General features: G+C 55.0%; 13 protein-coding genes and 1 tRNA gene. All 14 read left to right on the plus strand.

The window, feature by feature from the left end; translation table 11 throughout:
- Nucleotides 1–93 (plus strand): elongation factor Tu (locus tag WA318_RS20285; protein ID WP_076547599.1); only part of this gene is annotated, 93 nt, incomplete at its 5' end.
- A 132-nt stretch (nt 94–225) separates the two neighbouring features.
- Nucleotides 226–301: transfer RNA gene (locus tag WA318_RS20290), tRNA-Trp, on the plus strand.
- Between the two features lie 51 nt (nt 302–352).
- Nucleotides 353–550: a preprotein translocase subunit SecE gene (gene secE / locus WA318_RS20295; RefSeq protein ID WP_040824880.1), complete on the plus strand. Its 198-nt coding sequence runs from the start codon at nt 353–355 to the stop codon at nt 548–550.
- Nucleotides 551–552: 2 nt separating this feature from the next.
- Nucleotides 553–1,083 (plus strand): transcription termination/antitermination protein NusG, encoded by a 531-nt coding sequence (gene nusG, locus WA318_RS20300; RefSeq protein WP_114100155.1) that lies wholly within the window; start codon nt 553–555, stop codon nt 1,081–1,083.
- Between the two features lie 104 nt (nt 1,084–1,187).
- Nucleotides 1,188–1,616, plus strand: coding sequence for a 50S ribosomal protein L11 (gene rplK, locus WA318_RS20305; protein WP_114100156.1), 429 nt, complete (start codon nt 1,188–1,190; stop codon nt 1,614–1,616).
- A 4-nt stretch (nt 1,617–1,620) separates the two neighbouring features.
- Nucleotides 1,621–2,319, plus strand: a complete 699-nt coding sequence (gene rplA, locus WA318_RS20310) for a 50S ribosomal protein L1 (RefSeq protein ID WP_114100157.1) — start codon at nt 1,621–1,623, stop codon at nt 2,317–2,319.
- Nucleotides 2,320–2,601: 282 nt separating this feature from the next.
- Entirely contained in the window at nt 2,602–3,120 is a 519-nt protein-coding gene (gene rplJ / locus WA318_RS20315) for a 50S ribosomal protein L10 (RefSeq protein ID WP_114100158.1), read from the plus strand.
- 55 nt (nt 3,121–3,175) lie between these two features.
- Complete coding sequence (rplL, locus tag WA318_RS20320; RefSeq protein WP_114100159.1) at nt 3,176–3,553, plus strand: 50S ribosomal protein L7/L12; 378 nt, start codon at nt 3,176–3,178, stop codon at nt 3,551–3,553.
- Nucleotides 3,554–3,932: 379 nt separating this feature from the next.
- Nucleotides 3,933–8,099 carry a DNA-directed RNA polymerase subunit beta gene (rpoB, locus tag WA318_RS20325; RefSeq protein ID WP_114100163.1) on the plus strand — a complete coding sequence of 1,389 codons (4,167 nt, stop codon included), beginning with the start codon at nt 3,933–3,935 and terminating at the stop codon, nt 8,097–8,099.
- Nucleotides 8,100–8,207: 108 nt separating this feature from the next.
- On the plus strand, nt 8,208–12,401 hold the full coding sequence (gene rpoC, locus WA318_RS20330; protein WP_336084065.1) for a DNA-directed RNA polymerase subunit beta': 4,194 nt from the start codon (nt 8,208–8,210) through the stop codon (nt 12,399–12,401).
- 370 nt (nt 12,402–12,771) lie between these two features.
- Nucleotides 12,772–13,143 (plus strand): 30S ribosomal protein S12, encoded by a 372-nt coding sequence (gene rpsL / locus WA318_RS20335; RefSeq protein ID WP_007092427.1) that lies wholly within the window; start codon nt 12,772–12,774, stop codon nt 13,141–13,143.
- Between the two features lie 12 nt (nt 13,144–13,155).
- Nucleotides 13,156–13,623: a 30S ribosomal protein S7 gene (gene rpsG, locus WA318_RS20340; RefSeq protein ID WP_114100161.1), complete on the plus strand. Its 468-nt coding sequence runs from the start codon at nt 13,156–13,158 to the stop codon at nt 13,621–13,623.
- A gap of 27 nt (nt 13,624–13,650) precedes the next feature.
- A complete protein-coding gene (gene fusA / locus WA318_RS20345; protein ID WP_114100162.1) occupies nt 13,651–15,732 on the plus strand; it encodes an elongation factor G in 2,082 nt (693 codons plus the stop codon).
- A 28-nt stretch (nt 15,733–15,760) separates the two neighbouring features.
- Nucleotides 15,761–15,846 (plus strand): GTP-binding protein (locus tag WA318_RS20350; RefSeq protein WP_287466502.1); only part of this gene is annotated, 86 nt, incomplete at its 3' end.

Consider the following 15,846-nt stretch of genomic DNA (forward strand, 5'->3'; position numbering starts at 1 on the left):
GCACCGATCGCAATGGACGAAGGTCTGCGTTTCGCAATCCGTGAAGGCGGTCGTACCGTCGGCGCGGGCGTTGTTGCGAAAATCATCGAATAATTTTTAAGATTTTGCACGATTGAGTGCTTGATCTTGGATGTGCGGGCGGCTATAAACCGCCCGCACACCCCACCACCCGGGTGGGGATGAGCCAGAAAGAAGATAAGCTTTTCAACTTTCTGACGATCTTGTAGGAGTGTAGCTCAGTTGGTAGAGCATCGGTCTCCAAAACCGAGTGTCGGGGGTTCGAGTCCCTCCTCTCCTGCCAATTTTTTCCGGGTCGTGAAACAAAGCATTAGAAAGCGGTGTAACCCCGACAATGGCTAAAACGTCGCCAGCACAATTCGTACAGCAGGTCCGCTCAGAGGCAAAGAAAGTCTCTTGGCCGTCCCGCAAGGAAACGACTGTTTCGACCATCATGGTTTTTGTGATGGTTGCTTTGGCGTCGGTTTTCTTCTTTGTTGTCGATCAGCTCCTCGCTTGGGGTGTTAAGCTGGTCTTTGGGGTCGGGGGCTGATTATGGCACATCGCTGGTACGTACTGCACGTTCACTCCGGATTCGAAAAGAAGGTCGCCCAGTCGATCCGCGAACAGTCCATCAAGAAGGGTCTTGAGGGCGAAATCGAAGAGGTCCTGGTTCCGACTGAAGAAACAGTCGAGATGCGTCGCGGCGCCAAGGTCAATGCCGAGCGGAAGTTTTTCCCGGGCTACGTCCTGCTGAAGATGGAACTCACTGACGAAAGCTGGCATCTGGTCAAAAATACCGCAAAAGTTACCGATTTCCTTGGTAGCCGTGGCAAGCCGATGCCGATTTCCGAAAAGGAAGCTCAGCACATTCTGCATCAGGTGCAGGAGGGTGTTGACCGTCCGAAGCCGACCATCGCATTCGAGGTTGGCGAGGAAGTTCGTGTTTCTGACGGACCGTTTGCGTCGTTTAACGGTGTTGTCGAAGGGGTTGATGAAGAACGTGCGCGCCTTAAGGTGTCGGTTTCGATCTTCGGTCGTTCAACTCCGGTCGAGCTGGAATACACCCAGGTCGAGAAGCTTTAAAAACGATCTTGAAAATTTAAGTCGCTGCCTGTATACGCAGGCAGCATTCAAGGCGCGGGAGGTCAGCCATGGCCGGACCGCGCGCTTCTGTAAGAGGTACTCTAATGGCGAAGAAAATCGACGGCTATATTAAGCTGCAGATTCCCGCCGGCAAAGCCAACCCGTCGCCGCCCGTCGGCCCGGCTCTTGGTCAGCGCGGCGTGAACATCATGGAATTCTGCAAGGCGTTTAACGCTGCTACCCAGCAGATGGAACCAGGTATGCCGATTCCGGTCGTCATCACCGTTTATTCCGACCGTTCCTTCTCGTTCGTATCCAAAACCCCGCCCGCATCCTACTTCCTGAAAAAGGCAGCAGGTATCGCCAAGGGTTCCGGCACCACCGGCAAAGGTTACGTTGGCAAGGTTACCAAAGCACAGGTCAAAGAAATCGCAGAAGCCAAAATGGCTGACCTCAATGCATTCGACATTGACGGCGCGATGGCTATGATCGAGGGCTCTGCCCGTGCTATGGGTCTCGAGGTTGTGGAGTAAGACGATGGCCAAGACTGGTAAACGCCTTGCCCAGGCCTATGAGGGCATCGACCGTAACACCCAGTACGATCTGGTAACTGCCGTAAAGATCGTCAAAGAAGGTGCAAAAGCAAAGTTCGATGAAACCATCGAATTCGCAATGAACCTTGGTGTTGATCCGCGTCACGCTGACCAGATGGTCCGTGGTGTTGTTTCCCTTCCGCACGGTACCGGTAAAACCATGCGCGTTGCAGTCTTCGCAAAAGACGCAAAAGCAGAAGAAGCACAGAAAGCTGGTGCAGATGCTGTTGGCGCAGAAGACCTGATGGAAGCAATGCAGAAAGGCGATCTGAACTATGATCGCGTTATTGCGACCCCGGACATGATGGCTGTTGTCGGTCGTCTCGGTAAGGTTCTCGGCCCGCGCGGCCTGATGCCGAACCCGAAACTCGGCACCGTTACCATGGATGTTACAACCGCAGTTTCCGACGCAAAAGCTGGCCAGGTCCAGTTCCGCGCCGAGAAAAACGGTATCGTACATGCAGGTATCGGCAAGGCTTCGTTCAGCGAAGAGCAGATCGTCGAGAACGCAAAAGCATTCGTCGATGCGATCGTAAAAGCAAAACCGACCGGCGCAAAAGGTACCTACCTGCAGCGCGCGGCGATCAGCTCCACCATGGGTGCTGGCGTCAAGCTGTCGGTTGCTGACATCGCGTCGAAATAAGAATTTTCGAATTCTGACCGATCTTCGGGTCGGTCAGGACCGGAGAGGGCTCTAGGCCCTCTCTACCTGTCTGTCCCAGACTGCAGGTGAGTGAAATCAATCACTCTTAATTCCCTGCATAGGCAGAGGTTCCGGTACTTAAGTTTTTCCCCGAACGGGGCATCACACAAGGCTTGGACATCTGGCAAACGGACGGGCGTCACAGACCGGTTCGAAAGGACTGGTCGCGTCTGTGAACCTCCTTGTGGGGTTCAGGGCAATAAGCAATGTCGGAGACTAAAAGTGAACCGCGATGATAAACAACAGTTCGTAGCAGAGATGCGCGAAGTGTTCGAAGGTGCGGAAGGCGTCATTGTCACCCAGTACAAAGGGCTGACGGTTGCTGAAATTACCGCTCTTCGTGCGCAGATGCGTGAATCTGGTGCGGGCTTCAAGGTCACCAAAAACCGGCTTACGCGACTTGCTCTGGAAGGCACCAAATTTGCTGGTCTTGCAGACTACTTCACCGGCCCGACCGCGATTGGCTATTCAGCTGATCCGGCTTCGGTCGCAAAAGTAGCCTCCGAGTTCGCAAAATCCAACGACAAGCTTGTTCTTGTTGCTGGTGCCATCGGCGAACAGATTCTGGACGAGCAGGGCGTTAAAGCTCTGGCAGAACTGCCGTCGCTGGACGAACTTCGTGCGAAACTGGTTGGTATGATCCAGACCCCGGCACAGCGTATCGCTACGCTGACCTCCAAGCCGGCGGCTCAGATCGCCCAGGTGCTGAAGGCATATGCCGACAAAGGCGAAGCCGCGTAAACCAAATTATCCAGATATCACTGATATCTAAGTTCAAGCCTAGGAGTAATACAAAATGGCCGATCTTAAGGCACTCGTTGAAGAGCTTTCCAAGCTCACCGTTATTGAAGCTGCAGAACTTTCCAAAATGCTCGAAGAAGAGTGGGGCGTTTCCGCCGCTGCTCCGGTAGCTGTTGCTGCTGCTGGTGGCGCTGCTGCCGGCGGTGCTGCTGCTGAAGAAAAAACCGAATTCGACGTTATCCTCGCTTCTGCTGGCGACAAGAAAATCAACGTCATTAAAGAAGTTCGTGGCATCACCGGTCTTGGCCTCAAAGAAGCCAAAGACTTGGTTGAAGGCGCTCCGAAAGCCGTCAAAGAAGGCGTTGCTAAGGACGAAGCCGAAGCAATCAAGAAACAGCTTGAAGAAGCTGGCGCAACCGTCGAACTCAAGTAATCGACGGCTTCTTGCCAAGGTTTGGGTCGGCGTCCTTTGGGCGCCGGCCCTTCCGTCTCTGTGCACCCCGGCAATAGGGCCAAGGACTGTGCAGAGGCGCGAACAGGAATTTAACGGTTGACGCTGCCAAAGGTAATCGTACATAACGTAAGGCCGTTTAGGTCAGAGGTTATCTTTGACGGCGTCGACAGCCGAGGGATCAGTGATCTCAATCAAGTTGGATGTCAAAACACATCCACGGTCATAATCAAGTGAACGCCCGCCCCGTACGGGGCTCGGGCGTCGTTGTGCTGTATGCGTTTTGCGCAAGTCGGAAACGCAGCAGGGCAGGGACGAACGAGTTCGGACGGTGTGGGGAGGCGCGATTAAAGGAACGATGATGGATAAGTCCTTTACTGGTCGAAAGCGCATCCGCAAAAGCTTTGGACGGATCAGCGAAGTCGCTCCGCTCCCGAATCTCATTGAGGTTCAAAAGAATTCCTACGACAAGTTTTTGCAGACCGGGACCCCGCAGGAGCAGCGGGACGATGCAGGTCTCCAGGAAGTGTTCAAGAGCGTCTTTCCGATTAAAGATTTTTCGGAACGCGCAACTCTTGAATTCGTTTCGTATGAGCTTGAGCAGCCGAAATACGATACCGAAGAGTGTCGCCAGCGTGGCATGACCTTTGCCGCACCGCTGCGCGTAACGCTGCGCCTGGTAGTATGGGATATCGACGAGGACACGGGTGCCCGTTCGATCCGCGATATCAAGGAACAAGACGTGTATATGGGCGATATGCCGCTCATGACCGAACACGGTACTTTTATCGTGAACGGCACCGAGCGCGTGATCGTTTCTCAGATGCACCGTTCGCCGGGCGTCTTCTTTGACCATGACAAAGGTAAGAGCCACAGCTCGGGCAAATATCTGTTTGCCGCGCGTGTGATTCCTTATCGTGGCTCGTGGCTCGATTTCGAATTCGACGCAAAAGACATTCTTTATGTCCGTATCGACCGTCGCCGCAAACTGCCGGCGACCACGCTGCTTATGGCTCTTGAAAATGAAGAGTCCGAACAGCTGCGTGCACAGCGTGCCGAAGAAGGGCGTTCTGTCGATCCGTCGGAAATCGAAGGCCTGACCCCGGAAGAAATCCTCAACTATTACTATGAGTCGGCTGAATACCGCCGTACCGCAGATGGTTGGGTAACCGATTTCAACGCAGACCGTTATATCGGCCAGAAGCTGGTTCACGATCTTGTTGATGCCAACAGCGGCGAAGTTGTTGCAGCAGCCGGTTCGAAAATCACCAAGCGTTCTGCTGCCAAAATCACCGAGCAGGGCGTCAAGGAAATCATCGTTCCGGAAGAGCAGCTTAACGGCTGGTTCATGGCAGATGACCTCATTGACGGCGAAACCGGCGAGATCCTGGCAGAAGCCGGTCACGAACTGACCGAAGGTGTGTTCGAGCAGCTCAAGGAATGGGGTGTAGATTCCGTTCGCTTGCTGATGATCGACCACAACCAGGTTGGTCCGTATCTGCGCAACACCATGGCACTGGACAAGAACAGCAACCGCGAAGAAGCCCTTGTGGATATCTATCGCGTCATGCGTCCGGGCGAGCCGCCGACCCTCGAGGGTGCGGAAGCCATGTTCAAGGGCCTGTTCTTCGATGCAGAGCGTTATGACCTTTCCGCGGTTGGCCGCGTGAAAATGAATGCGCGTCTGAACCTCGAATGTGCAGACACTGTTCGTATCCTGCGTCGTGAAGACATTCTGGAAGTCGTCCGCGTTCTGATCGACCTGAAAGACGGTCGTGGCGAAATCGACGATATTGACCACCTTGGCAACCGTCGTCTGCGTTCGGTTGGCGAGCTGATGGAAAACCAGTTCCGCGTTGGTCTTTTGCGTATGGAACGTGCGATCCGCGAGCGTATGAGCTCGGTCGAGATCGACAACGTCATGCCGCATGACCTGATCAATGCGAAGCCGGTTGCGGCTGCTGTTCGTGAATTCTTCGGCTCCTCGCAGCTGTCGCAGTTCATGGACCAGACCAACCCGCTTTCGGAAATTACCCACAAACGTCGTCTTTCGGCGCTTGGTCCGGGTGGTTTGACCCGTGAGCGTGCAGGCTTTGAAGTTCGTGACGTTCATCCGACCCACTATGGTCGTATCTGCCCGGTTGAAACGCCGGAAGGTCCGAACATTGGTCTGATCAACTCGCTGGCGACCTTTGCCCGCGTCAACCAGTACGGCTTCATCGAAAGCCCGTACCGCAAGGTTGTCGACGGTAACGTCACCGCAGAGGTTATTTACCTCTCGGCGATCGAGGAAGGCCGTTATGTCATCGCACAGGCGAACGAACCGCTTAACGATGACTTCAGCTTCACCAACGAACTGATCAACACCCGTAAAGCCGGTGACCACTATATGGCCCGCTCCGAAGAGATCGACCTTATGGACGTCTCGCCGAAGCAGCTGGTATCGGTCGCATCCGCGCTCATTCCGTTCCTTGAGAACGATGACGCGAACCGCGCACTGATGGGATCGAACATGCAGCGTCAGGCGGTTCCGCTGATCCGCTCTGAAGCTCCGTATGTCGGTACCGGTATGGAAGTTCCGGTGGCACGTGATTCGGGTGCAACCCTGATCGCACGCCGTGACGGTGTTGTTGAATCCGTTGACGCGACCCGTATGGTTATCCGCGCAACTGGTGACATTGCTGCTTCGGAATCGGGTGTCGATATTTACACCCTGCTGAAATATCAGCGTTCCAACCAGGGCAGCTGCATCAACCAGCGTCCGTTGGTGAAAGTTGGTGATGTGGTCCAGAAGGGCGACATCATTTCGGATGGTCCGTGTACCGATATGGGTGAACTGGCTCTGGGTCGTAACGTGCTCGTCGCGTTCATGCCCTGGAACGGTTACAACTTCGAGGATTCCATCCTTCTGTCCGAGCGTATCGCCCGTGATGACGTTTACACCTCGATCCACATCGAGGAATTCGAAGTCATGGCCCGCGATACCAAGCTGGGTCAGGAAGAAATCACCCGTGATATTCCGAACGTCGGTGAAGAAGCGCTCAAAAACCTCGACGAGGCGGGCATTGTCTACATCGGTGCGGAAATCAAACCGGGCGATATCCTTGTCGGTAAGGTAACGCCAAAGGGCGAAAGCCCGATGACGCCGGAAGAAAAGCTTCTGCGCGCCATCTTTGGTGAAAAAGCATCCGACGTCCGTGATACGTCGCTGCGTGTCCCGCCGGGACAGTTCGGTACCATTGTTGAAGTCCGCGTGTTCTCGCGTCGTGGCGTCGACAAGGACGAACGTGCCCTGGCTATCGAGCGTTCGGAAATCGAACGTCTCGCACAGGACCGTGACGATGAGCGCGCCATTCTGGAGCGCAACTTCTATGGTCGTCTGAAAAACCTTCTGCTTGGTCAGCAGCTCGTTGATGGTCCGAAGGGCCTGACGGGCGAGATCACCGAAGACAGCCTGTCGGGTGTCGCACGTGGTCTGTGGCGTCAGATCGCCGTTGCTGATGACAATGTCATGTCTGACATCGAAGCCCTGAAAAAGCAGTTCGAGGAATCGATCGCTGTTCTTCAGGCTCGTTTCGACGACAAGGTCGACAAGCTGCAGGCTGGTGACGAACTGCCGCCGGGCGTGATGAAGATGGTCAAAGTCTTTGTTGCGGTTAAACGTAAAATGCAGCCGGGTGACAAGATGGCCGGCCGTCACGGGAACAAGGGTGTCGTATCGCGCATTATGCCGGTTGAAGACATGCCGCACCTCGAAGACGGTACGCCGGTCGATATCGTTCTGAACCCGCTGGGCGTTCCGTCGCGTATGAACGTCGGCCAGATCCTTGAAACCCACCTTGGCTGGGCTTCGCGTGGTCTTGGCGAACAGATCGGCGAACTCGTCGATGCTGTTGCTGACGGTCGTGGCGAGATGGATGACCTGCGTAGCAAGCTTAATGATGTCTATGAAGGCGAAGAATACATCGCCGGCATCAAAGAGCTCTCGGATGGTGAAGTCATCGAGCTTGGCAACAACCTGCGTCGCGGCGTTCCGATGGCCACCCCGGTCTTCGACGGCGCACGTGAGCCGGATGTTGTTCGTATGCTTGAAAAAGCCGGCCTTGATGGTTCTGGCCAGGTCGACCTCTATGACGGTCGTACCGGTGAGAAATTCCATCGCAAGGTGACAGTGGGCTATATCTACATGCTCAAACTGCACCACCTGGTCGACGACAAGATCCACGCACGTTCGATTGGTCCGTACTCTCTTGTTACCCAGCAGCCGCTGGGTGGTAAGGCGCAGTTCGGTGGCCAGCGTTTCGGGGAGATGGAAGTTTGGGCACTCGAAGCTTACGGTGCTGCTTACACCCTCCAGGAAATGCTTACGGTCAAGTCGGATGACGTTTCGGGCCGTACCAAGGTTTACGAAGCCATTGTTCGTGGGGAAGACACCTTCGAGGCAGGCATTCCGGAGTCGTTTAACGTTCTTGTTAAAGAACTCCGTTCGCTTGGTCTCAATGTCGAACTTGAGCAGAACGAATACTAAGTGTTTGGCTGACAGGGGTGCCCATCCGGGCATCCCGGTCGCCAATTCGCATCTTTCGGCCTGAAATTGGCGAAACCCGGCGAGACCGGGCATAGCGGGAGAGCCTTTATGAACGAGTTGATGAAGATCTTCGGGCAGCCGCAGGGCACCCAGAGCTTCGATCAGATCCGGATTCAGATTGCCAGCCCGGAGCGTATCCGCTCCTGGTCATTTGGTGAAATCAAGAAACCGGAGACCATCAACTACCGGACCTTTAAACCGGAACGCGACGGTTTGTTCTGTGCGCGCATTTTTGGTCCGGTGAAGGATTACGAATGCTTGTGCGGCAAGTACAAGCGTATGAAGTATCGCGGCATTATCTGTGAGAAATGCGGCGTTGAAGTGACTCTGGCCAAAGTGCGTCGTGAACGTATGGGCCATATCGAACTGGCGGCACCTGTTGCCCATATCTGGTTCATGAAGTCGCTTCCGAGCCGTCTCGGTCTGCTGCTGGACATGACGCTCAAGGATCTTGAGCGCATTCTGTACTTCGAAAACTATGTGGTTATCGAACCGGGCCTTACCCCGCTGAAAATGGGTGAGCTCCTGTCCGAAGACCAGTATATGACTGCCCAAGAAGAATATGGCGAAGACAGCTTCCGTGCCGGTATCGGTGCAGAAGCCATCCGCGATATGCTTGCGGCAATCGATCTTGATGAAGAACGCGAAACCGCGAAAATCGACCTCAAGGAAACCAATTCCGAAGCCAAGCGCAAGAAGCTGGTCAAGCGTCTCAAGCTGATTGAGGCCTTCCAGGAATCCGGCGCGCGCCCGGAATGGATGATCCTTGAAGTGATTCCGGTCATCCCGCCAGAACTGCGTCCGCTGGTTCCGCTTGATGGTGGCCGTTTCGCAACGTCGGATCTGAACGACCTTTACCGTCGTGTCATCAACCGTAACAACCGTCTGAAGCGCCTGATCGAGCTTCGTGCGCCTGATATCATCGTGCGTAACGAAAAACGTATGCTTCAGGAATCGGTTGATGCGCTGTTTGACAACGGCCGTCGCGGTCGTCCGATCACTGGTGCCAACAAGCGTCCGCTCAAATCGATGTCGGATATGCTCAAAGGCAAACAGGGTCGTTTCCGTCAGAACCTTTTGGGTAAACGCGTCGACTATTCCGGTCGTTCCGTTATTACCGTGGGTCCGAACCTGAAATTGCATCAGTGCGGTCTGCCGAAGAAAATGGCGCTCGAACTGTTCAAGCCGTTCGTTTACGCGAAGCTGGAACTGTACGGGATGGCCACCACCATCAAGGCTGCAAAGCGCATGGTGGAAAAAGAGCGTGCCGAAGTTTGGGATATCCTCGAGCAGGTTATCCGTGAACACCCGGTCATGCTTAACCGCGCACCGACCCTGCACCGTCTTGGTATCCAGGCGTTCGAACCTACCCTGATCGAAGGTAAGGCCATCCAGCTGCACCCGCTCGTTTGTACTGCGTTTAACGCGGACTTCGATGGTGACCAGATGGCTGTCCACGTACCGCTGTCGCTTGAAGCCCAGCTTGAAGCACGTACCCTGATGATGTCGACCAACAACATCCTTTCGCCGGCTTCGGGTAAACCGATCATCGTGCCGTCGCAGGATATTGTCCTTGGTCTGTATTACATCTCCATGGAACGTGACGGTCAGCCGGGCGAGGGCATGTCGTTTGTGAACATCGCCGAGATCGAGCAGGCTCTGGATGAAGGTGTTGTAAACCTGCATTCCAAGGTTAATGCCCGTTATCACACGGTTGATGAAAACAACGAACCGATCACCGTTCGTGTTGCCACGACCCCGGGCCGCATGTTGCTGTCGGAACTTCTGCCGCGTCATCCGCGCATTCCGTTCTCGACCATCAACAAGCTGCTGACCAAAAAAGACGTCTCGAACGTTATCGATGTCGTTTACCGTCACTGTGGCCAGAAAGAGACTGTTATCTTTGCTGACCGCATGATGGGCCTTGGTTTCAACTGGGCATGTAAAGCCGGCATTTCGTTTGGCAAGGATGACATGATCATTCCTGATGCCAAGGAACCGCTGGTGGGTGGTACCCATGACAAGGTCAAGGAATACGAGCAGCAGTACCAGGACGGTCTCATCACCCGTGGTGAGAAATACAACAAGGTTGTTGACGCCTGGGCGCAGTGCACCGACGACGTTTCCGAAGCGATGATGAAAGTCATCTCGGCGACGGCAGAAGGTGACAATGTGAACTCGGTTTACATGATGGCGCACTCCGGTGCTCGTGGTTCTGCCGCCCAGATGCGTCAGCTGGCTGCTATGCGCGGCCTGATGGCGAAACCGGACGGCTCGATCATCGAGACCCCGATTATTTCGAACTTTAAAGAAGGCCTGACCGTGCAGGAGTACTTCAACTCCACTCACGGTGCTCGTAAAGGTCTTGCCGATACCGCACTGAAAACGGCGAACTCGGGTTACCTTACCCGTCGTCTCGTTGACGTGGCCCAGGATTGCATCATCACCCAGCATGATTGCGGTACTGATCGTGGCCTCGACATCGCAGCCGTCGTCGATTCCGGTGAAGTTATCGAAACGCTGTCAGATCGTATCCTCGGTCGTTTCACCGCTGACGAGATCGTTGATCCGTCAACCGGCGAAATCATCGTACCGAAGAACGAGATGGTTGAAGAAGATCACCTCGATATCATCGAAAAAGCCGGCGTCGAAATGGCCCGCATCCGTTCTGTTCTGACCTGTGACGCCGAAACCGGTGTTTGCGGTCATTGCTACGGTCGCGACCTGGCGCGCGGCACGACGGTGAACATCGGTGAAGCTGTCGGTGTTATCGCCGCACAGTCGATCGGTGAGCCGGGTACCCAGCTGACCATGCGTACGTTCCATATTGGTGGTGCGGCACAGCGTGGTGCAGAGGTTTCCGGTGTCGAAGCGAACTTCGATGCGACGGTTAAACTCAAAAACCGTGCAGTCGTTGCGAACTCGGCAGGCGTCAATATCGTTATGGCGCGTAACCTCGAGATCCTTCTGATCGACAAAACCGGTCGCGAGCGTGCGAAATATCGCGTTCCGTACGGTGCAAAACTTCTCACCGATGAAGGTGCGCAGGTAGCGCGCGGCCAGAAACTGGCCGAGTGGGATCCGTACACCCTGCCGATCATCACCGAGAAAGAAGGTTATGTGAACTATGTCGACCTTCTCGAGAACGTAACCATTCGCGAAGTCTATGACGAAGCGACCGGTATTGCCTCGAAAACGGTTATCGACTGGAAGAGCATGCCCAAGGCGTCCGACCTTAAGCCGCGCGTTACCCTGCGTAACGAATCCGGCGAGGTCATCAACCTGGATAACGGTCTTGAAGCCCGTTACTTCCTGTCGGTTGACGCTATTCTCTCGGTCGAGAACGGTCAGAAAGTTCATGCTGGTGACGTGCTTGCACGTATCCCGCGCGAAGGTTCGAAGACCCGTGACATCACCGGTGGTCTGCCGCGTGTTGCCGAGCTGTTCGAAGCCCGTAAACCGAAAGAACACGCAATCATCTCGGATATTCCGGGTCGCGTCGAATTCGGCAAGGACTACAAGAACAAGCGTCGCGTCATCGTTCATCCGCTCGAGGACTCGGGCCTGACCGAACCGGTCGAATACCTGATCCCGAAAGGCAAGCACCTTGCCGTTCAGGAAGGGGACTTCGTCGAGAAGGGCGATCAGCTCCTTGATGGTTCGCCGGTTCCGCACGATATCCTGCGTGTTATGGGCGTCCCGGCACTGGCAGATTACCTGGTCAACGAGATCCAGGAAGTCTACCGCTTGCAGGGCGTGAAGATTAACGACAAGCACATCGAAGTCATCGTTCGCCAGATGCTTCAGAAAGTCGAGATCACCAAACCGGGTGACACGACTCTTCTGGTTGGCGAGATCATTGACCGCGTTGATTTCGATGCCGAAAACGATCGTGCGCTTAAAGACGGCGGCGAACTTGCAGAAGGCGCTCCGGTCCTCCAGGGGATCACCAAAGCCTCGCTGCAGACGCATTCCTTCATCTCGGCCGCGTCGTTCCAGGAAACCACGCGCGTTCTTACCGAAGCAGCTGTTTCGGGCAAAACCGATACTCTTATCGGTCTGAAAGAGAACGTCATCGTGGGTCGTTTGATCCCGGCTGGTACCGGTGCGGTGATGAACCGCTTCCGTGCACTGGCTGCCGAACGCGACAAATCGGTACAGATCGAGGCAGAAGAGGAAATCGGCGACAACTTTGGCCCGCAGGCCGATGCCGATACCACTTCACTGCCGGCAGGCGAATAAGCTCGTCGCGCCAGACAGTTAAAGAATCAGAGGCGAACCGGAACTCTTATCGACGCACCGGTTCGTCTCGGCGTTTGAAGCGCCAACTCGAAGGTCCACATGGTTTTGCTTGACGCAAAAGGGGGCCGTCACTAGTATGCGCCCACCGAATCTAGGGGGGTGTAACTGTGCCGGTGCCGTTTTGTGCGGTAGCGGGCGGTTTTCGCCCCCCATCGCTTGAGTGCGACTCTGACGGCCGTCGAGGCAGGAACTCCTGCATCTATGGGCGTCCGCGCGTGTTTCCGTACTTGTATGGAGACGCGTGGTCGCTCGTCGTGCGTCGATAAGAGCAGCGCCCTAGTGGCGTCCGTTGAAGTAAAAGGGAAAGTTAATGCCCACTATTAACCAGTTGATCCGCAAGTCGCGGACTCCGCGCACCCAGCGCGATATGGTTCCGGCACTGGAAGCATGCCCGCAGAAACGCGGCGTTTGCACCCGTGTCTACACCACCACCCCGAAGAAGCCGAACTCGGCACTTCGTAAGGTTGCTCGTGTCCGTTTGACCAACGGCTACGAAGTTACCTCCTACATTCCGGGTGAAGGCCACAACCTGCAAGAGCACTCTGTCGTGATGATCCGCGGCGGCCGTGTAAAAGATTTGCCGGGTGTTCGTTACCACATCATTCGCGGTACCCTCGATACACAGGGTGTCAAAGACCGTAAGCAGCGTCGTTCGAAATACGGCGCGAAGCGTCCGAAATAAGGAGCAGCTCAGATGTCACGTCGTCACGCTGCTGAGAAGCGCGAAGTTTTGCCTGACGCCAAATATGGCGATAAGGTTCTCACCAAGTTCATGAACGGTCTTATGCTCGACGGTAAAAAATCTGCCGCCGAAAAAATCGTTTATGGTGCTCTGGAAGTTATGGAAAGCAAGGGTGCAGACCCGGTTGCTCAGTTCCACGAAGCAATGGATAACGTGAAGCCGAACGTAGAAGTTCGCTCGCGCCGTGTTGGTGGTGCTACTTACCAGGTTCCGGTTGAAGTTCGTTCCGAGCGTCGTCAAGCTCTGGCCATTCGTTGGCTGGTTGACGCTGCCCGCAAGCGTTCCGAAACGACCATGATCGGTCGTCTCGCCGGTGAATTGATGGATGCTGCCAACAACCGTGGCACCGCCGTCAAGAAGCGCGAAGACACCCACCGTATGGCCGAAGCCAACAAGGCTTTCGCTCATTATCGCTGGTAATTCAGACCTCAAGATCAAGAGTCGATTATGGTTCAACGTACTCCGATCTCTCGGTATCGCAACATCGGCATTATGGCTCACATTGATGCTGGTAAAACAACGACCACCGAGCGAATCCTTTTCTACACCGGCAAGTCCTACAAAATCGGCGAAGTCCATGACGGCGCCGCTACGATGGACTGGATGGAACAGGAACAGGAACGCGGCATTACGATTACGTCTGCTGCGACGACCTGCTTCTGGAACGACCACCGTATCAACATCATCGATACCCCGGGCCACGTTGACTTCACCATTGAAGTTGAACGTTCGCTCCGTGTTCTCGATGGTGCCTGCGCTGTTTTCGACGCCGTTTCCGGCGTTGAGCCGCAGACCGAAACCGTGTGGCGTCAGGCTGACAAGTACAACGTTCCGCGTATGTGCTTCGTCAACAAGATGGACCGTACCGGTGCAGACTTCTTCCGCTGCGTCGAGATGATCAAGGAACGTCTTGGTGCCAATGCCGCTGTCATGCAGCTGCCGATTGGTTCCGAGATGGAATTCGAAGGTGTTGTCGATCTCGTCCGCAACAAGGAAATCGTCTGGAAAGACGAATCCCTTGGCGCAGAATTCGAGTATCGTGACATCCGCGATTCCCTGAAAGACCAGGCTGAAGAATACCGTGAAGCTCTGATCGAACAGGCTGTTGAGTGCGACGAAGCTGCAATGGAAGCTTACCTCGAAGGCGAAATGCCGTCCGAGGAAGTTCTCAAGAAATGCATCCGTAAGGGCACCATTGCTGGCGATCTCGTTCCGGTTCTTCTGGGCACTGCCTTCAAGAACAAGGGCGTTCAGCCGCTTCTCGATGCCGTCATCGATTACATGCCGGCACCGGACGACATCGACGATGTTCGTGGCGTCAAGCCGAACACCGAAGACGAGCCGGACTCCCGTCCGCTGACCGACGAAGCACCGTTCTCGGCGCTCGCGTTCAAGATCATGTCTGACCCGTTCGTCGGCTCGCTGACCTTCATTCGTATTTATTCGGGTGTTCTGGAAGCTGGTTCCTACGTTCTCAACTCTGTTAAAGAGAAAAAAGAACGTATCGGCCGTATGCTTCTCATGCATTCGAACAACCGCGAAGAAATCAAATACGCTTGCTCGGGCGACATCGTTGCTCTGGTTGGCATGAAGGATACCACCACTGGTGATACCCTTTGTGATCCCTCCAAGCCGATCATCCTTGAGCGTATGGAATTCCCGGATCCGGTTATCGAGATCGCTGTAGAGCCGAAATCGAAAGCCGACCAGGAGAAAATGGGTCTCGCCCTTGCACGTCTTGCACAGGAAGATCCGTCGTTCCGCGTTAAATCCGACCACGAATCCGGCCAGACCATCATTTCGGGTATGGGCGAACTTCACCTCGACATCATCGTCGATCGTATGAAGCGTGAATTCAAAGTCGAAGCAAACGTTGGTGCGCCGCAGGTTGCTTACCGCGAAACGATCTCGAAAGAAGTCGATATCGACTACACCCACAAGAAACAGTCGGGTGGTTCGGGTCAGTTCGCGCGTATCAAGCTCACCTTCACCCCGGGTGAACCGGGTACGGGCTTCGCCTTCACCGATACCGTCGTTGGCGGTAACGTTCCGAAGGAATACATCCCGGGTGTTGCCAAAGGTCTCGAAAGCTCGCTGCAGAGCGGTGTTATCGCAGGCTTCCCGGTAACCGACTTGTCGATCAAGCTGACCGACGGTGCCTACCACGACGTTGACTCGAGCGTCATGGCCTTCGAAATCGCTGCTCGCGCAGCATTCAAAGAAGGTCTGTCAAAAGCTTCTCCGAAGCTGCTCGAGCCGATCATGAAAGTCGAAGTAGTGACCCCGGAAGAGTATATGGGCGACATCATTGGCGACCTGAACAGCCGTCGTGGCCAGGTTCGTGACATGGACTCCCGTGGCATCGCACGCGTTGTTAACGCGTTCGTACCGCTGGCGAACATGTTCGGTTACGTCAACACGCTGCGCTCCATGTCCCAGGGCCGTGCCCAGTTCGTGATGCAGTTTGATCACTATGCAGACGTCCCGCAGGCAGTTGCGGACGAAGTCAAAGCCAAATCGGCCGGCTAAGGCCAAGCCAGAATAAACGGAGTTAGTAATGGCTAAAGAAAAGTTTGAGCGTACAAAACCGCACGTTAACGTTGGCACCGTCGGCCACGTTGACCACGGTAAAACCACGCTGAC

The sequence above is a fragment of the Thalassospira sp. CH_XMU1448-2 genome, from assembly GCF_037027285.1.
GTDB lineage: Bacteria > Pseudomonadota > Alphaproteobacteria > Rhodospirillales > Thalassospiraceae > Thalassospira > Thalassospira profundimaris_C.